Below are 18,101 nucleotides of genomic sequence, written 5' to 3' on the forward strand. Positions count from 1 at the left end.
AAAAGATTTCGGCGGATGCGTGTCCGCCGGGTTGCTTCTTAAAATAGAGAGGATTCAAGCAGGTTCAATGCGATAAAAACGAAGAGTGAAAGTCGGGCCATTTCGACACGATTTCCGCGCGCCATCCGTTGCCAAAACCGGCCAATGGGGCCGAAATTAACACATCTTTGTGCCAAATCGCGGGCGAGGCGACTAAAGCCGCACGTGGTTTTCCAAAATCACGCCAACCTGAAACCTGCGCGATACCTTCTTCACCAAGTGGTTTTACTTGCAAATCGCTTCCGGAGGGGCCGGACAGAATCCAGCGTTTATCCCAAGTCTGGTCGGGATCGCATGTTTCGTGCGAAATCGCGTTTAGCTCTCGACAAATCCATGTTTTCTGCGCTTTTGTAACAAGAATACAACCGCCTAATGTCGCCCCGTTTCCCTGTTTGATCGCATGCAGGGCCACATCTACCGCTGATTGGCGCGGCGGGTAGTCACCGCCCGCAATCCATCGGATGCAGCCAATCAACAAACGGCGCTGAATCTCTTGGGGCAGAGCATCAAAGCCCTCGCGATCCAAACAGACATCACCGGACACCGGAACCAACACCTTGGCAGCGGATTCCTGCGTAAAGTGATCCAAGGCATCACGGGCATGTGCAAGATTATCAGCAACCCGTGCCAAAGACTCGACCGTTATGCCGATTTCACCAAGTCCGACCAACCCATCACGGGCTTTGACACGATCAAACCGGCGATCCTGATTCGAAGGGTCTTCGATCCACTCGACACCGATCTCGGTCAGGTATTCCCGCAGGGTTTGTCGGGTGATCTTCAGCATTGGACGTAACAGGACGAACCCGTCACGATCACGAACAGTCGACATACCGGACAGACCGGTTACACCTGCCGCGCGACCCAAACGCATCAGAAAGGTCTCGGCCTGATCATCCGCAGTATGACCCAAAGCAACCGCACCGATCTGGTTTCGCCGCGCCCAGTCCGCCAGCAAATCGTACCGTGCGCGACGCGCCTGATCCTGAAGGTTTCCCGATTTTTTCCAACCGTGCCACTCCAGAATGTCATGCGACACACCCATAGACTTTGCGTGGTCCGAAACCCACAGCGCCTCGGTCGCGGCTTCCGCGCGCAGATGATGGTTTACTGTCGCCGCACTCAGTTCAATACCTTCGTCATGAGCGAGATCATTCATCAGATGCAACAAGGCGAGCGAGTCGCCTCCGCCCGATACGGCAACACCTAGTCGAGAAGGCAATCGTTCAGGCAAACCTGCACGAAGCTCGGATCGTAACCTGTCGGCAAGTTCGCTCAAGGACAGCCCAGCGAGGTCATTTCCTGCGTTGCGCTAGTCGCCGCAGGAGAGGCGGGAAACCGCACCCCGACTTCCCCAAGCGTGATGCACGCCTGATCCCGCTGCCCAAGACGCCCAAGGGCCGAGCCAAGTTCAAACAACGCTTCAGGCGCAAATGCGCCTTCGGAGTCGCCGGTAAAGCTGGCCAGGAAAGCACGCGCAGCTTCACGCGTGTCGCCCAGGCCCTCAAGAGCGTGCCCGCGCTTCAGATTGGCTTCAGGCGCCAGTGGGCTGCCCGGGTAAGAGACGTCAAAATTGGCAAATTGGTCGGCGGCTGCTTGGAAATTACCTTCAGCCAATGCTTGCACCGCAGCATCAAAATCCGCCCGTTCACCGATTGCCAGCTCTCCCTGATCAATCGCAACCGGTGCGCTGGGCGAGGTCGGGGCCGCGGTAGCAATCTCGGTGTCCCCTCCAAGGCTCGAGGTCTCTCCTAGCGCGCTGAGGTCACCGCCTTCCAGTTCGACCAGACGGAACTCCAGATCGCCTATGCGGTTGGTGCCGTCGGTGACGATATTCTGCACCCGCTGGTTCAACTGCTCGGTCTGACGGGTCAGGCGCTGCAACTCGGCCTCGATCGCGTCCACACGCTCCAATATCGAACTGCCGGACAGGTTCGGTGCCGGAGAGCCCGTTGTCGAAAACTCACGCTTCAGACGCTGGATTTCCACATGCAACACAGTCAGTTCTTGCCGAATATCCGCCAGAGTCTGCTGATCTTGCGCTTGCGCCACGCTGGCGGTAGTCAGAACCGCCGCCAGGACCCATCCTGCAACTTTCATCGCCTTACCCCAGTGTTGAGCCGGTCAGCACAGTAACCGCGCGGCGGTTCTTGGAATAGCAATCCTCGGTGCTGCAAATCTCGATCGGGCGTTCCTTGCCAAAGCTGACCGTAGTCAAGCGATTGCCTGCCACCCCGCGCGAGATCAGATATTCCCGTGCCGCATTCGCCCGGCGTGCGCCCAATGCGAGGTTATATTCACGGGTGCCTTGTTCATCCGCGTGACCTTCGATGTTCGCCACGAAATCCGGGTTTGCCAGCAACCAATCCGCCTGCCCTTGCAAAACAGTCTGCGCCTGCGGTGTCAGCGTTGATTGATCGACCGCAAACAACACACGATCGCCGACGGTCTGCTGGAAATAGGCAGGCGAGCGCGGATCACTTGGTGACCCAGCCGCCAATCCACCACCATTCGCGCCATTGCCAAAGCCCCCGCCCAAATCGGATGGATCGTTGCTGGTACAGGCAGCCAGAATGCCAAGCGCGCCCACTGCTACCACTTTGCCCAATACGTTCATTTCAAGTGCCTCGTTGTTTTATCTGTTTATTGCCGCCTGTGTATCACAGCGCGGGTTTCTTGTGAACTTTTCCGACCGCCCCCGCGATCAATTCTGCAAAGGCCCCCAGGACGGATCGCTGCCACCATCCGGCGTGCGCACCGGGCGCAGGTTCCGGCCCGAGATATCCACCGAATACAAAGTCGCCCGTCCGCTCGCCCCTTGGGTTTCGCGGGTGAACATGATCACCCGACCATTGGGCGACCATGTCGGCCCTTCGTCCAGAAAGGACGAGGTCAATAGGCGTTCCTCACTGCCATCGGTGCGCATCACGCCGATATGGAACCGGCCTTTGTTCTGCTTGGTAAACGCGATCAGATCGCCGCGCGGAGACCAGACCGGCGTGCCATAGCGGCCTGCACCAAAGCTGATCCGCGTCGCCTCTCCCCCATTCGCGGGCATGATATACAGTTGCGGCGTGCCCGACCGGTCGCTTTCGAATACAATCTGCGATCCATCCGGCGAATAGCTGGGCGCGGTTTCGATCGCAGGTGTGTTGGTCAGACGAGTGCTCTGCCCCGAGGCCAGATCCATTTTCCACAGATCCGTATTGCCGCCCTGTATCAGCGAATAGACGATCGAGCGCCCATCCGGCGAAAAGCGGGGCGAAAAGCTCATGGTGCCGCCGGGCGTGTTCAACTCGCTGCGTCGCACGCGGTCGACATCCAGCACATAGATGCGGGGCTGGCCCGTCTCATAGCTGGTATAGAGTAACCGATCCCCCGTCGGCGAAAAGCGCGGGGCCAGCACGATGGCGGCACTGTCAGTCAGGTACTGCACGTTTGCACCATCGTAGTCCATGATCGCCAGACGTTTCAGGCGCTGATCCTTGGGACCGCTTTCCGACACAAAGGCCACTCGGCTGTCGAAGTAACCGCCCTCACCCGTCACGCGACTATAGACCTGATCGGCCACCTTATGCGCCATGCGCCGCCAGCCATCCGTAGTGCCTGCGAACTGCAAACCGTTGCCAAGCTCCTGCCCGGAAAACACATCCCATACCCGGAATCGAACCGTCAACCGGTTGCCCGAAACATTAACCGCCCCAGTCACGAGCGCCTCGGCATTGATCGCTTTCCAGTCGGCAAATTGCAGCGGAGCTTCAAAGCTACTGACCCGGCTGATAAACGCATCAGACGAGATTTCGCGGAACAGCCCGGTGCCGGTGAGATCCGCTGCGACAACCCGTGTGATATCTTGCGCGTACTGAGCCGCAGCGGGACCGTCGGGCACGAAACTGGGCACCGCGAAGGGCAAGGGTTCGATGATCCCCTGATCCAGTTCCAAGCGCAGCGGTCCGTTCTGGGCATAAACCGGCGCTGTCAAAAGCGTCAGGCCAAGCAACAGGCTGGTCAGAAATCTTATCATTTGATCCGCATCCTCTCGGGATTGAATGTAATCTCAATATCCTGCCAATGCTCATACTTGTCAGCAGGCAGGTCATATCCTCTGGCTCCACAGCGCAAGATAGCACGCCGGGCGGCTTCGTAGGCCTGTCTTGAAGCGCCGGAAGATCCGCCGGAACTCTCGATCAGGCGCAAGCTGCCGCCCACCACATTGCCATCCGGCGTAAGTGAAAACCCGACGACGACCACAGTCTGCAACGCGTCGGTCGATAGCGACCCTACATTCCAACACTTGGACACTGCCAAACGCATCGCATCTTTCTCACCGCTGGTCAGTGGCGGGCCCGAGGGTTCGTTGCCCTGCCCCAACGCTTCAGCCAACGCATCCTCGATGGCGCTTTCATCCGCAGGCTGAGGTGCAGGCGTCTCGGGCTCGGCTTCAGGCGCTTCCGCCACCTCGGGCTGCGCCGGAGGGGTCGGTCGGTTTGGCCGAACCTGCGGACGCGGAGAGCTGCGGGGCGCGTATTCCTTGGATTCCTCGGCCTCGGTCACGATCTCATCTGTCGCCTCTTCGGGGGCGGTTTGATCCTGCTGTTCCTGCTGAACCTCGGCGCCTTCGTCCAAAGACACAGCGGGTGTTTCGATATCATCCGGTGCGGCCTCGGGCGGAGGCGGCGCGACGGGCTCGGGCGCAACCCTGTCCGCAGGGCGCGGCTGTGCTTCGGGCCCCGGCGGTACTGGCAAGGCAACTACGTCCGGCTCGGGAGGCTCAAGCGTCGGGGGTTGTTCTATCACAACTGGTTCAGGAGGGGGCTCAACCGCTTCGGGAACCGTATCAGGCTCCGGCTCAGCCGGTTCCGATACCTCTGGCACCGGCTGCTCTTCTTCGACCTGTGCGGGGGGCGTTGCATCTTCGACCGGAGCTTCGGGTTGCTGCAAAGCGGCTGGGGTGGCCACTTCGGGCGCGTCCCGTTGGGCGGTCATTGCCGCAAATTGCTCAGCCGAAATCACAGAGACATCCTGTACGGCCATAGGCAAGGGTTCGGACCGGAACGTGCCGCCGAACAAGGCCCATCCGATCAGACTGACATGGGCAATAGCCGAGATCTTGGTGCCGGTATCCACCGTGCCGCCTCACTCTCCACCTTCGTCAAGCGTCGGACCGCCGGTGTCAGTCACAAGCCCGACATTGGAAAACCCGCCCGCATTCAACGCACCCATTACCTGCATCACCTGCGCATAAGGGATCGAGCCATCCGCCCGCAAGAACACGCGGTCACTGCTGCGCTCGGACGCGATGGCGCGCAGTCTTCCGATGAGTTCGTCACGCTGAATGTCAGTGGTTTGGATCTGCACTTGCCCATCAGCGGTCAGCGTCACGGTCAAGGGTTCCTCGTTGTCACCGGGCAATGCGCTTGCCGCCGTCTTGGGCAGATCCACCGGCACCCCAACCGTCAACAAAGGTGCGGCCACCATGAAGATGATCAGCAGCACCAGCATTACGTCCACAAACGGGGTCACGTTAATCTCGGCCATGGGCTGCGCACGACCGCGACGCCGTCCGCGTCTGCGCCCATTCCCGCCCGAGCTTTGCTGAACCGCCGCACCCATCTTAGCTGTCCAACTGTCGCGACAGGATGGTGGCGAACTCGTCGGCAAAAGCCTCGTAACCGCCCACGATCCGATCACTATCCGCGCTAAGTTTGTTGTAGAAAATCACCGCCGGGATCGCGGCTAACAGGCCCAGACCGGTCGCCAGCAAAGCCTCGGCGATACCGGGGGCCACAACCGCCAGATTGGTGTTTTGTTGTTCGGCAATCTCGATAAAGGCGTTCATGATGCCCCAAACAGTTCCGAACAGGCCGATAAAAGGTGCGGTCGAACCTACCGTTGCCAAGACAGGCAGACCCTTTTGCAGAGTCTCAGCCTCTTTCGCGATGGCAACATCCATCGACCGGTCGATCCGGGCCGTTGCGCCGGCAATCAACCCACCATCTGTACGGTGCGAGCGACGCCACTCGATCATACCCGAGGCGAAAATCTTTTCCGAACTGCCGTCAGGCTGTGTGCCGATCTGTTCGAACAACTCATCCAGGGGGTTTCCGGACCAGAACGCCTCATCAAACACCTGCGCCTCGCGCCGGGCGGCCCGATAGTTGATGATTTTCTGAATGATAATCCCCCAAGACCAAACCGACGCACCGATCAGCATCAGCATCACCAATTTTACGATAAAGGTCGCGCGGGCATACAGCCCCCACATGGAGAAGTCGATCTCCTGCGCCAGCGCCAGCGTTTCAGCTTCCATGAACCTGCTCTTTAGTTTTTGCCTGACGGCCGTTTCTTTGGCCTTGTTTTGATGAACGCTAACGCAGTTGGGTATGAAAAGCCAACAGAACCACCCGGGCGGTCAAAATTGTTACATCAATGCGCGAATCTCTGCCGGAAGACGCACCGGTTTACCCTGCCCATTCATGCAAACTGCCGTGACCGAGGCAGTGAATACCTCGGTTTCCCCTCGCGTCACGCGCTGTGCCATCGTTAATCTGGCACCCGAAAGTGCTGTGATCCAGGTTTCGATCTGCAGTTCATCATCGAATTTGGCTGTGGCCAGGTATTCAGCTTCGATTTTTCGCACGACCCAGACGATGCCAGCATCCCGCATCGCGTTCTGGTCGTTACCAATATTGCGTACATAGTCTGACCGGGCACGTTCGATGTATTTCAGATAGTTCGCGTGGTAGACCACGCCGCCCATATCGGTGTCTTCATAATAAACCCGGATCGGGAAAATGTGCTTTTTCAACGCGTCTGAATCTTGGTTCATGATCTGAATTCCGGCCACATAAGGACTTCTGAACAAACGGGGCATCCCCCACTCCAAACAGATGCATGTCCGCCGTGCCACCTGCAATCCCCAAGACCTGTTAATTTTCGTGATCAGGTACAGATGCTCGTATTCCAACGCTCCTCCCGATACACTCTCACTCAAGAAACCGACATTGCATAGGGGGCAACGTGGCAGGTAAAGGCCGAGAAAACAGGGCGCTACCGATTTTTCAGGGCATTCTGCCGCTGAACCTGCCCAGACTGCCGGCCGAGGTTCTGGCAGGGCTGACTTTTGCCTGCCTCGCGATCCCTGAGGTGATGGGATACACCAAAATCGCAGGCACTCCGGTCGTGACTGGCCTGTACACTATCCTTATACCGATGGCGCTGTTCGCAATCTTCGGATCTTCGCGGCATTTGGTCGTGGGCGCAGATTCAGCGACGGCGGCAATTACGGCTTCGGCGCTGGCGGGCATGGCGGTTTCGGGATCCAACGAATATCTGGCCCTTGCCTCACTCCTGGCGTTGATGGCCGGGGTATTGCTGATAGTTGCCCGAGTTATCGGCTTAGGTTTTCTTGCGGATTTCTTGTCCAGAACGGTGCTTGTTGGATTCCTTACCGGCGTCGGTATCCAGGTCGCGTGCGGTGAACTCCCCGGCTTATTGGGGATCGAGACTTCCGGACAAGGCACAATCGCAAAGCTGGCAGATACCGTGCAACAGATTGATCAGATCAGTTCCGGTACGCTACTGGTGTCCGCTGCCGTTTTAGTCATCGTCTTCGGCTGCAAACGCTTGTCGAACAAAATTCCGGGGCCTTTGATCGCCATTATCGGCGTCATCCTGTGCAGTTGGGCGTTCCAACTCAGCGCATCAGGAATTGCAGTGCTTGGCCCTGTCCCCAGCGGTTTGCCCTCCTTGTCCATTCCAAACGTCGACTGGAGCTGGAACCTGTTCAAACAATTGCTGCCGACGGCCATTTCGATCTTTGTTGTCATCCTGGCACAAAGTGCAGCAACCTCGCGCGCATACGCTGCCCGGTATGAAGAGCGCTTCAACGAAAACACTGATTTGATCGGGTTGAGTCTGGCCAATATTGGCGCTGCGTTCAGCGGGACTTTTGTGGTTAACGGTAGCCCCACAAAAACCGAAATGGTCGCAAGCGCGGGTGGGCGCAGTCAGATTGCGCAGCTGACCACCGTGCTGATCGTGCTTATTGTCATTCTGTTCCTGACCGGTCCACTGGCGTATCTGCCTAACGCCGCCCTGTCTGCCATCGTGTTTCTGATCGGGCTTAAACTGATCGACGTAAAGGGTCTGATAGCGATCTATCGCCAGGCGCGGTCCGAATTCTGGATCGCAGTGGCAACCGCCGCAGTTGTTGTGCTGGTTGGAGTCGAACAAGGGATCATTCTGGCGATGGCCCTATCCCTGATCGACCATACGCGACGCGGCTATCACCCCAGAAACACCGTGATCGTGCGCAATAAAACTGGCGAAGGCTGGCGTGCCAAATCCATCGCGCCACCCAACCAATTTGACCCCGGACTGGTGATCTATCGTTTTTCCCACAGCCTGTATTATGCAAACACGCAGCGGCTTGCAGATGAGATCCGGGCGATCACGTCGGACCCACAAAACGATATACGCTGGTTCTGCCTTGAAGCATCGGCCGTAGATGACGTGGACTACTCCGCCGGTTTCACGTTGCGCGACATGTACCGGATGCTGGACGCACAGGGCATTCGGTTAGTTTTCTTGCTTGTCTCACCAAAGGTGCGCGCGGAACTGGACAGGTACGGCGTCACCGATCTGGTCGGAGAGGAAGCCTTTTTCACCGACGAGACCGCATTGCTGTCAGCGTTCCACAGCAAAATCCCCTGAAGTTCGACCTAGTGGCTTGCTTGCAGACGCGCGAACAATCGTAAAGCATGTGCGGAATCCTGCGTTGCCCCTGGCAACACGGGGTCGTAAGCGGCCCGGATCAACGCGGCGACATCGGGGCGCAACACTGTTGATTCACCTGCCACAGCCAACGGTGATTGCGCCCGAAAAGCGGTGTCAGACCAAAGCAGTATTGTCTGTGCCACCTGGCTAAGCGCCAGGGTTTCAGCCGGAACTTTCGACAGCTCATTGTCCATGCGCAGAAAGACAAACGCCGCCCGAATTGCACCATCCTCTTCGAACCGGAAAACGCGGTATTGATTGGCATCTGCCGCGACCAGTCGATCCACCAAAGGCGCAAGGTCAGGGATGAGGCGGTCCAGATCGGGAACCTCCAGCAACTCCTTCCAGTCGCGGAAAAAGAAGACCATGCAGTTTGCGCCCAACTCGGGGTCGGTTTCGGCCATCTTGTGCCCGGCCAAGGTTACAACCGCCTCAAACGCGCCTTTGACGGTGGCGAGCGTATCGTCCTGCACCCCAAAAACGATCGGGACGATTGGGCGCCCCCAGCGGGCGAACAGGAACTCTCCGCTTTCGCGGGTGAACAGGGTTTGTATGTCTTCAGGGGTCACACGCAATCCTCGACACTGGGTGGCTGCCATGGCGCACCCATAAAAGTTCTGGTCTCAGGCTTCAACCAAACAGATCGCTTTGCCCCTTGGGCGCGGCCATACCCAGATGCGTCCACGCCTTTTGCGCCAGCATCCGCCCACGGGGCGTTCGTTGGATCAGACCCTGCTGCAACAGGTATGGCTCGATCACCTCTTCCAGCGAATCCCGACTTTCTGACAGCGCCGCCGAGAGCGTTTCGATCCCCACCGGTCCCCCAGCGTAATTTTCGGCAATCAGCTTGAGATAGCGCCGGTCCGCACCGTCCAGGCCCAGATTGTCCACGCCCAAACGGGTCAGCGCGCCATCGGCCAGTTCCTGCGTGATCCGCCCGTCGCCTTCGACGATGGCGAAGTCCACCACCCGACGCAGCAGCCGCCCCGCGATGCGCGGCGTGCCACGCGACCGGCGCGCGATTTCACGCGCGCCTGCGTCATCCGCTGGGGCGCCCAGCTTGCGAGCATTACGGGTGACGATCTCGTGCAGTTCATCGACGGTGTAGAATTGCAGCCTTGTCGGAATGCCGAAACGGTCGCGCAAGGGCGTGGTCAGCAGACCCATTCGCGTGGTCGCTCCGACCAGAGTAAAGGGCTGCAACTCAATCCGAACGGTGCGCGCGGCGGGGCCTTCGCCGATCACCAGATCCAGCTCAAAATCCTCCATCGCCGGGTACAGAACCTCTTCGACGGCGGGGTTCAGGCGGTGGATTTCGTCGATAAATAGAACGTCGCGCGATTCCAGATTGGTCAGGATCGCCGCCAGATCGCCCGCTTTGGCCAGCACCGGGCCAGAGGTCATGCGGAAGTTCACCCCCAGCTCGCGCGCCATGATCTGCGCCAGCGTTGTCTTGCCAAGGCCCGGAGGACCATGGAACAGTGTATGATCCATCGCCTCGCCCCGCTGACGAGCCGATTGGATGAAAATGCGCAGGTTCGCGCGCGCCTCGGCCTGACCGATGAACTCGTCCAGACCCTGAGGGCGCAGGGCGCGATCGTTATCCTCGGGCAAAGGGTCAGGGCGCAGAGTGGGATCGGCGTCAGTCATTCATTCAGCCTTTCGGAGCCAGCAATTTCAACGCAGCCCGGATCAACTCGGCCTCGCCCGCATCCGGCAGGCTGGCGGCCGCTTCAGCCACGGCCGAGGCCGCCTCGGACGGGCCGTACCCCAGGTTGGACAGCGCCGACAAAGCACCAGCCGAGGCCGCCGCATTGCCCGAGGCCGGTTTCGCAGCGCGTTTCGGCGCAGGCGCGGGCTCAACCAATTCGACCGTTTCCAGCACAGGGCCATCCATCGCCTCGGTCACGGTGCCGCCCATGGCCATCACACCCGGCGCTTTGTCTTTCAGGTCCAGAACGATGCGCTGCGCCGTCTTCGGCCCCACACCCTTGGCCGCCTTGACCGCGCCCCAATCGCCCAAGGCAATCGCGCGGCTGACGCCATCTGGGCCAAGCGCCGACAAGATCGCCAAAGACACTTTGGCCCCCACGCCCTGAACGGAACACAGCAGCCGATGCCATTCCTTTTCGACCAGAGACAAGAAACCATACAACTGCATCAGGTCTTCGCGCACGACCATGTCGGTATAGATCGAGACCGCCTCACCCACACCCGGCAGCGCCGCCATGGTCCGGTCCGAGCAATAGACGATGTACCCAACCCCGCGCACGTCGATCAGGACGTGATCCGCCGCGCGGTAATCCAGTCGTCCTGTGAGTTTTCCGATCATGCGCGTACCTCTTTCATCCGCGCCTGCGGCGCCGTGCCGTAGTAGGAATGACAGATCGCAATCGCCAGCGCATCTGCCGCATCCGCACCTTTGGGCTGACAACCGGGCAGCTGCAGCTTTACCATGTGCAAGACCTGCTCTTTCTCGGCGTGCCCGACACCTACCACCGTTTTCTTGACCCGGTTAGGCGCGTATTCCCCTACTGGCAACCCCGCCTGCGCCAAAGTAAGCAGCGCAACCCCGCGCGCCTGACCCAGTTTCAGCGTTCCAGCGCCATCCTTGTTCACGAAAGTCTGCTCGATCGCGGCTTGATCGGGTGCGTGTTCGGCGATCACCTCGACAATCTGGTTGTGCAGAGACAACAGACGCTCACCCAAATCATCCCCATCCGATTTGCACAGCCCGTTGGCCACATGGCTCAGGCGGCTGCCATGCGATTCGATGACGCCCCATCCCAGGGTTCGTAGCCCCGGATCAATGCCCAAAATCCGCATGTTGTGCCCCAGCCTGCTCGGGTTTTTGTGATCTTTCTTACGGGTTAGCACGAAGCGTGAACATTTTCCAAGCGAATTGACGGGCGGGCTAAAAACGACAGACCTGTTTCGCCACCGACAAATCAGTCAATTTACGACAGCAGAAAGCCTGTTTTCGACATGTTTTATGACCGTAAAATGGCCATAATATTAAGGGGTTTTCACAAATTCCGAGACTTGCAAAAAACGCATAGGACACATGCGTTTTCATCACTTGCAGTGTCAGAACGACATCCCTAAATGCCCGTCAAATCGAATGACACTCATGGAACTCTAACCAGAAGGAAACAGGATATGGCTGCACTGGATACCACCCGCGCCACCACTGGCTCACTCGGCCCTGCTGGCCGTATCGGCGGAATTTTTGCATCGGCCGTAAGCGCCGTTATCGAATGGAATGACGCCCGCATGACCCGTAATGCGCTGAGCGGTCTGACAGATCGCGAACTGGAAGATATCGGTCTGTGCCGGGGCGACATCGACGTCGTGGCAGAAGGCCGCCGGTAGGGATTAGCACACCCCCACCACTCACAAGCCCCTTTCTCCCTCGGGGGCAAAGAAGAACGCCGCGCATTCATCTATGCGCGGCGTTTTTCGTCAGAGCAGACGAAACTCAGGGCAAATATTTGGCGACCTGAGTTGAGAGAAACGAAGAAAGCGGATCAATCTGCATGATCCACGCACCAGCTTTTTCGACCTGAGTGCCTTCGGCAAGGCTGTCCACGCGATACTGATACCCGCCAGAACCTAAGCTCGTAAGCAAGAAAGTTTTGAATGCGATAAAGCCCAAAAAAGCCATCACAAGAACTTTGAACGGCACAGCCGACTGAACACGCTGCGGCCTCATAACGACAAGACCATCTTTGCGCATCGTCGCGCGATAGCCTCGGCTGAGTTTTGCGTGCTTTTTGTTCAGGCGATGAATGCGCTGATCAAATTCCAGTTGTTTTCCAGTCATGGCAGCCTCCACAAACCGCCCCCGATATCCATGCTTGAACGGTAAAAAGAGATTGCGCCAAAAAAGTGGCAGGAATCCACAAAACTCCTGTAAATGGCCCGAATTTAGCCCTGTTTGCTTAAGATTAGCGTCGTCCACTCGCCAATCTGGGATCTTTGGGTAAGATTGAACTCGTTTTGAGAATAAACCGAGACCACATCATCGGCCTGTTCGTTCAGGATTCCAGATAGAATCGCATACCCGCCAGCGTTCAGATTCGCCCCGATCTCGGGTGCCAACGCGACTAGAGGGCCTTTCAGGATGTTGGCAAAAATCAGATCGTAGGGCGCATGCGCTTTCAGGTCGGGATGGTCGAACCCCGCCGCCTCGACACACTGCACCTGTCCGGCCATGCCATTGGCTTTCAGGTTCGCCTCGGCCACATCGACGGCCACCTGATCGATATCGCTGGCGATGATATCACCCCGCCAGACCCGCGCCGCGGCCATGGCCAGAACAGCGGTGCCGCAGCCGATATCGGCCGCCTTCGTCGCCTGGAACCCCTCATTCAGCAGATGATCCAGCGCCTTGAGGCACCCCAGCGTCGTACCGTGGTGTCCGGTGCCAAAAGCCATCGCGGCCTCGATCAGCAGGGGAATGCGGCCTTCGGGCAGTTTGTCCGCGTCGTGGCTGCCATAGACAAAGAACCGCCCGGCCTCGACCGGGGCGAGTTCGCGTCGCACATGAGCGACCCAATCGGTTTCGGGCAGTTCCGAGACGACAAAGGGCTTGGCCTCGAATGCGGCGGCCAGAACGGCCAGCGCGGTTTCATCCGGGGTTTCGGTGAAATAGCCACCAACTTCCCACAGGCCCGAGCCATCCTCGACCTCGAACACACCAACGCCGGTGGGTTCCGGCTCCAGACGCTCCATTGCTTCGCCCAAGCCTTCGGCGGCTTTCTTGCCCATCAGAGTGGTCAGCGCAGTGAATGTGGGCATGGGGGCCTCCTGTTTGGGTTTCCCCTGCGCCTAGGCCGCCGGGCAGGCAAGGTCAAGCGCTGGCTTATTCGGCAGGAGCCGGGGCGTATTTTGACAGGATGGTTTCATTGCCCGGCTCGGGATGGCGCGGGATCAGCAACGACAAGGCCAGCGAGATCATCGCCATCGCTGCCGCCAGCGTAAACACCGCGCCGGGCGAGACCACCCACAGCAAACCCAGCAACGCAGGCAAGAATACAGCGGCAATGTGGTTGATCGTGAACGCCACGGCTGCGGTTGGTGCGATATCGGCAGGGTCGGCGATTTTCTGGAAATAGGTTTTCAGCGCCAATGCCAGCGCGAACAGCACGTGGTCGATCACGTAAAGGATCGCGGCCAGCACCACGCCCCAGCCAAACCAATAGATGCCGCCATAGGCCGCGAACACGATGGCCAGACCGGCATATTCAAAGATCAGCGTGCGGCGCTCGCCGAACACGGACACGGCTTTGCCCAGCATCGGAGCGGCGGCCATGTTGATCACCAGATTGATCAGATACAGGCTGGTCAGCTCATGCACCTCGAACCCAAATTTCTCGACCATCATGAAGCCTGCGAAGACGACAAAGATCTGCCGCCGGGCACCGGCCATGAATTGCAGCGCGTAATACAGCCAATAGCGTTTGCGCAGGATCAGTTTCTTGGTCTGCGGCGTTGGCGCATCGAATTGCGGGTAAGCCAGCAGGCAGAACAGCGCCAACGAGGCCGTCACGCCGCCCGCTGCCATGAAGACGAGGTTATAGGACAGATCGAACCGGTCCCATGTCAGCACGATCAACCCGTAAACCACTGCTGTCGCCGCTGAACCCATGGCCACCAGCCAGCCCAACACCTGCGGTGCGCGATCCTTGGGCAACCATTGCAGCTGCAGCGACTGGTTTACCGTCTCGTAATAGTGAAACCCGATCGAGCTGAACAAGGTCACAAACAGCAGCCCGCCAAGGCTGGGGAACCACGCCGTGATCGCAGTCGCAACGCCCAGCATCATCAGCGAGATCATCGCCAACACTTGCTCGCGGATAAAGATGATCACCGCAATCACACCAACGGCCAGAAAGCCCGGAATTTCGCGAACGGTGTGCAGCAGACCAATATCCGCTCCGTCGAAATTCGCCACTTCGATGACGAAATTGTTCAGCAGCGCGCTCCACGCGTTGAACGCAATGGGCATCATCAACGCCATCATGAACAAGAGCGTTATGGGACGGCGCCAGAACGGAAGGCTCTGCGCATCAGAGAGCGGCATGGGTTTCAGCATGACACCGCTCTACGCTCATTTTTTCGGTTTGGCGAGGGGGCAGACGCACAGGCGGTCTGCACCGGTGCAGAGGTCAGTAAAAACTCTGCGGGTCGATATCGACGGTCAGGCGGATATCGCCCTTCAGACGCAGGGGCGCAATCCAGCGGGCGATAGCATCCTGAATCGGCGCGCCTTTGGGGGCTTTGACCAGCAGGCGTACACGGTGCCGCCCGCGTATTCGAGCTATTGGCGCGGGCGCAGGTCCGAAGACTTGGGCATCTATGGCACGTAGCGGCGCATCGTTGCGTGCCATCGCGTTGCCGATGTCGAAAACCGGACCGACCTCGGGCCCGGACAGCACGATCCCGGCCATGCGCCCATAGGGCGGGACGCCTGCGGCCTGACGCCCGGCGGCCTCGGCCTTCCAGAACCCTTCCTCATCGCCCGACAGGATGGCGCGGATCACCGGGTGTTCAGGCTGAAACGTCTGCAACAGCGCCTGCCCCGGCTTATCCGCCCGTCCCGCCCGGCCTGCAACCTGCCGCATAAGCTGGAATGTGCGCTCCGCTGCCCGCAGGTCGGCCCCGTGCAGCGACAGGTCGGCATCAATCACTCCCACCAAAGTCAGCTTTGGAAAGTTGTGCCCCTTGGCTACCAGCTGCGTGCCGATGACAATATCCGCGTCGCCCTCGGCAATCTCTTCGATCTTGGCCTTCAGCGCGCGGGCCGAACCGAACAGATCAGAACTGAGCATCGCGATCTTGGCCTCGGGGAAGGTCGCCTCCGCCTCTTCGGCCAGCCGTTCGATCCCCGGACCAACCGGAGCAAGCTTGCCTTCGACCCCGCAGGACGGGCAGGTGTCGGGCATCGGCTTGGTCTCACCGCATTGGTGGCACATCAGGCGTTTAAGGAACCGGTGTTCCACCATCCGCGCATCGCAATGATCACAGGCAATTTGTTCGCCGCACGCCCGGCACAGCGTCACTGGCGCATAGCCACGGCGGTTGATGAACAGCAGCGACTGTTCCCCGCGTTCGATCCGCTGCCGCACCGCCTGCCGCAACGACGGCGAAATCCATGTCCCCGGCTGCATCTGCTCGGCCCGCATGTCGATGGGCTTCATCTCGGGCAGCACTGCCGCCCCAAAGCGCGAGGTCAGGTCCAACCTCTCATATTTTCCGGCCTCGGCATTGGCCCAGCTTTCCAGCGACGGCGTCGCGCTGGCCAGAATCACGCGTCCCCCGCAGATCGAGGACCGCAGGACCGCCATATCCCGCGCGCTGTAATGCACGCCGTCTTCCTGTTTATAAGAGGTGTCGTGTTCTTCATCGACCACCACCAACCCCAGATCGCGGAACGGAAGAAACAGCGCCGAGCGCGCGCCGACGACCAGTTGCGCTTCCCCCTGCCCGACCATGCGCCAGACCCGGCGGCGCTCGGTCATGGTGGCACCCGAGTGCCATTCGGCAGGCCGCGCGCCGAACCGCGCCTCGACCCGCGTCAGGAATTCGGCAGTCAGGGCGATCTCGGGCAACAGAACCAGCGCCTGCCGCCCCATGCGCAGGGCTTCGGCGACGGCCTCTAGGTAAACCTCGGTCTTGCCCGAGCCGGTGACACCCTTCAGCAGTGTCGTGCCATAGTCGCCGGACCGTTGCCCGGCCTGCAATCGCGCGACAGCGTCGGCCTGATCCCCGGTCAGCGTCTTGCCCGGCAAGTCCGGATCCAGCCGGGGATAGGGCAAATCACGTGGGCTGTCTTCCTCGCGCACCGCGCCTTGCTTGACCAACCCCTTGACGACCGAGGACGTCACCCCCGCCTGCTCGGCTAGTTCCTTCAACGTGAACGCCAACCCTCCGTATTCGCGCAGCACCTCAAGCACTCGGGTCCGCGCGTCGGTCATACGGTCGGGTTCGGCATCACCCAAACGATAGATTTTTCGCATCGACGGCGGATCGCCCAACCCCGGCGCGCGGGTTGCCAGCCGCAGCATCGCAGGCATCGGTGTCAGCGTATAATCGGCCACCTTGCCCAGAAACAGACGCATCTCTTCGCGCATCGGCGCGACCTCAAGCACACGGATCACGGATCGCGCCTTGGCCAGATCAAAACCGCCCTGCCCCGGCCCCCAAACCACACCCAGTACCTTGCGCGGGCCCAGCGGCACCTCGACAAACGCGCCCAGAAAACACCCGCCCTCGGGCGCTTTATAGTCCAGCGTCCGGTCCAAGGGCTGTGTGGTCAGCACAGCCACCAGCTCACCCTGGTCGAAATACTCCTGCGCGCTCACCGCATCTCCTCGGGTCGGGGGTTTCAGCATCGGTGTTATTGGGGTAAAGCCATCCGCGACCAAGGCCAACCCATCAAAGGACTGCCCTCATGAAATTCTTCGTAGACACAGCCGAGATCGACGCCATCGCCGAACTGAACGATCTGGGCATGGTGGACGGTGTGACCACCAACCCCTCGCTGATCCTGAAATCAGGTCGTGACATTCTGGAAGTCACCAAAGAGATCTGTGATCTGGTCGACGGCCCCGTATCCGCCGAAGTCGTCGCCACCGAAGCCGACGACATGATCGCCGAAGGCCGCAAGCTGGCCCAGATCGCGCCGAACATCGCCGTGAAAGTTCCGCTGACATGGGCAGGGCTGAAAACCTGTAAAACCCTTTCTGACGAAGGCCAGATGGTCAACGTGACGCTCTGCTTTTCGGCCAATCAGGCGCTGCTCGCCGCCAAGGCAGGTGCGACCTTCATCTCGCCCTTCATCGGACGTTTGGACGACATCAACCTCGACGGCATGGACCTGATCGCCGATATCCGCCAGATCTATGACAATTACGGGTTCGAGACCGAAATTCTGGCCGCGTCCATCCGCACCGTGAACCACGTAACAGACAGCGCCCGCATCGGCGCCGACGTGATCACCGCTCCGCCTGCCGTAATCAAGAAACTGGCCGATCACCCGCTGACCGACAAGGGGCTTGAAACCTTCCTGGCCGACTGGGCCAAGACCGGTCAGAAAATCCTCTGACCCCTGAAGCTGCCGCGCGGTGCTGCAAGGCACCGCGCCCGGCTCAACTGCCAGCCCTGATCGCAGATCAGGGTCTTGCAGGCGGGAGAGGCCCCCGTTGCGCAAAAGACGGGAAATCCTTCCGCAAGCTCACTTTTCCCAAGGCAAATCGGTCCAGCCGTGCTATAAGGCGGCA

19 protein-coding genes are annotated in these 18,101 nt (G+C 59.5%); 3 read left to right on the top strand and 16 right to left on the bottom strand.

The window, feature by feature from the left end:
- Positions 1–64 precede the first annotated feature (64 nt).
- From tilS to ybgC, 8 genes are all read right to left on the bottom strand, one after another.
- Positions 65–1,273 (bottom strand): tRNA lysidine(34) synthetase TilS, encoded by a 1,209-nt coding sequence (gene tilS, locus ACR0DX_RS09485; protein WP_480845931.1) that lies wholly within the window; start codon positions 1,271–1,273, stop codon positions 65–67.
- A 41-nt stretch (positions 1,274–1,314) separates the two neighbouring features.
- On the bottom strand, positions 1,315–2,139 hold the full coding sequence (ybgF, locus tag ACR0DX_RS09490) for a tol-pal system protein YbgF (protein ID WP_170354918.1): 825 nt from the start codon (positions 2,137–2,139) through the stop codon (positions 1,315–1,317).
- A gap of 4 nt (positions 2,140–2,143) precedes the next feature.
- A complete protein-coding gene (gene pal / locus ACR0DX_RS09495) occupies positions 2,144–2,656 on the bottom strand; it encodes a peptidoglycan-associated lipoprotein Pal (protein WP_170354917.1) in 513 nt (170 codons plus the stop codon).
- Between the two features lie 87 nt (positions 2,657–2,743).
- Complete coding sequence (tolB, locus tag ACR0DX_RS09500; protein WP_170354916.1) at positions 2,744–4,063, bottom strand: Tol-Pal system beta propeller repeat protein TolB; 1,320 nt, start codon at positions 4,061–4,063, stop codon at positions 2,744–2,746.
- Positions 4,060–5,166 (bottom strand): energy transducer TonB, encoded by a 1,107-nt coding sequence (locus ACR0DX_RS09505; protein WP_170354915.1) that lies wholly within the window; start codon positions 5,164–5,166, stop codon positions 4,060–4,062. The genes tolB and ACR0DX_RS09505 overlap by 4 nt, the downstream gene beginning before the upstream one ends.
- Before the next feature lie 9 nt (positions 5,167–5,175).
- Complete coding sequence (tolR, locus tag ACR0DX_RS09510; protein WP_170354914.1) at positions 5,176–5,652, bottom strand: protein TolR; 477 nt, start codon at positions 5,650–5,652, stop codon at positions 5,176–5,178.
- Position 5,653: 1 nt separating this feature from the next.
- Complete coding sequence (gene tolQ / locus ACR0DX_RS09515) at positions 5,654–6,349, bottom strand: protein TolQ (protein WP_170354913.1); 696 nt, start codon at positions 6,347–6,349, stop codon at positions 5,654–5,656.
- A 111-nt stretch (positions 6,350–6,460) separates the two neighbouring features.
- Positions 6,461–6,868 (bottom strand): tol-pal system-associated acyl-CoA thioesterase, encoded by a 408-nt coding sequence (gene ybgC / locus ACR0DX_RS09520; protein WP_170354912.1) that lies wholly within the window; start codon positions 6,866–6,868, stop codon positions 6,461–6,463.
- A gap of 191 nt (positions 6,869–7,059) precedes the next feature.
- Between ybgC and ACR0DX_RS09525 the strand changes: the two genes are divergently transcribed.
- Positions 7,060–8,754, top strand: coding sequence for a SulP family inorganic anion transporter (locus ACR0DX_RS09525; protein WP_480845935.1), 1,695 nt, complete (start codon positions 7,060–7,062; stop codon positions 8,752–8,754).
- An 8-nt stretch (positions 8,755–8,762) separates the two neighbouring features.
- Here the strand turns inward: ACR0DX_RS09525 and ACR0DX_RS09530 are convergent, their stop codons facing one another.
- The 4 genes from ACR0DX_RS09530 to ruvC are packed head-to-tail and all read right to left on the bottom strand — an operon-like array spanning position 8,763 to position 11,643.
- Positions 8,763–9,416, bottom strand: coding sequence for a hypothetical protein (locus ACR0DX_RS09530; RefSeq protein ID WP_480845937.1), 654 nt, complete (start codon positions 9,414–9,416; stop codon positions 8,763–8,765).
- Positions 9,417–9,447: 31 nt separating this feature from the next.
- On the bottom strand, positions 9,448–10,467 hold the full coding sequence (gene ruvB, locus ACR0DX_RS09535) for a Holliday junction branch migration DNA helicase RuvB (RefSeq protein WP_170354911.1): 1,020 nt from the start codon (positions 10,465–10,467) through the stop codon (positions 9,448–9,450).
- A gap of 4 nt (positions 10,468–10,471) precedes the next feature.
- The gene (gene ruvA, locus ACR0DX_RS09540) at positions 10,472–11,149 is read right to left on the bottom strand and encodes a Holliday junction branch migration protein RuvA (RefSeq protein ID WP_170354910.1); all 678 of its coding nucleotides are present in this window, start codon (positions 11,147–11,149) and stop codon (positions 10,472–10,474) included.
- Complete coding sequence (gene ruvC, locus ACR0DX_RS09545; protein ID WP_170354909.1) at positions 11,146–11,643, bottom strand: crossover junction endodeoxyribonuclease RuvC; 498 nt, start codon at positions 11,641–11,643, stop codon at positions 11,146–11,148. Before ruvC ends, ruvA begins: the two co-directional genes overlap by 4 nt.
- 333 nt (positions 11,644–11,976) lie before the next feature.
- Here ruvC and ACR0DX_RS09550 point away from each other — a divergent pair, with 333 nt between their 5' ends.
- Entirely contained in the window at positions 11,977–12,189 is a 213-nt protein-coding gene (locus ACR0DX_RS09550) for a DUF1127 domain-containing protein (RefSeq protein ID WP_170354908.1), read from the top strand.
- A 106-nt stretch (positions 12,190–12,295) separates the two neighbouring features.
- On the opposite strand, the gene ACR0DX_RS09555 is transcribed toward ACR0DX_RS09550, so the two are convergent.
- From ACR0DX_RS09555 to ACR0DX_RS09570, 4 genes are all read right to left on the bottom strand, one after another.
- Entirely contained in the window at positions 12,296–12,640 is a 345-nt protein-coding gene (locus tag ACR0DX_RS09555; protein ID WP_170355063.1) for a hypothetical protein, read from the bottom strand.
- 104 nt (positions 12,641–12,744) lie between these two features.
- On the bottom strand, positions 12,745–13,617 hold the full coding sequence (locus ACR0DX_RS09560; RefSeq protein WP_170354907.1) for a 50S ribosomal protein L11 methyltransferase: 873 nt from the start codon (positions 13,615–13,617) through the stop codon (positions 12,745–12,747).
- Positions 13,618–13,681: 64 nt separating this feature from the next.
- A complete protein-coding gene (locus ACR0DX_RS09565; protein ID WP_170354906.1) occupies positions 13,682–14,914 on the bottom strand; it encodes an MFS transporter in 1,233 nt (410 codons plus the stop codon).
- Positions 14,915–14,987: 73 nt separating this feature from the next.
- Complete coding sequence (locus tag ACR0DX_RS09570; protein WP_480845941.1) at positions 14,988–17,213, bottom strand: primosomal protein N'; 2,226 nt, start codon at positions 17,211–17,213, stop codon at positions 14,988–14,990.
- 59 nt (positions 17,214–17,272) lie between these two features.
- On the opposite strand from ACR0DX_RS09570, the gene fsa reads away from it, so the two are divergent.
- Positions 17,273–17,926, top strand: a complete 654-nt coding sequence (gene fsa / locus ACR0DX_RS09575; RefSeq protein ID WP_170354905.1) for a fructose-6-phosphate aldolase — start codon at positions 17,273–17,275, stop codon at positions 17,924–17,926.
- Positions 17,927–18,101 lie beyond the last annotated feature (175 nt).

This window comes from Ruegeria sp. D3, from assembly GCF_056534465.1.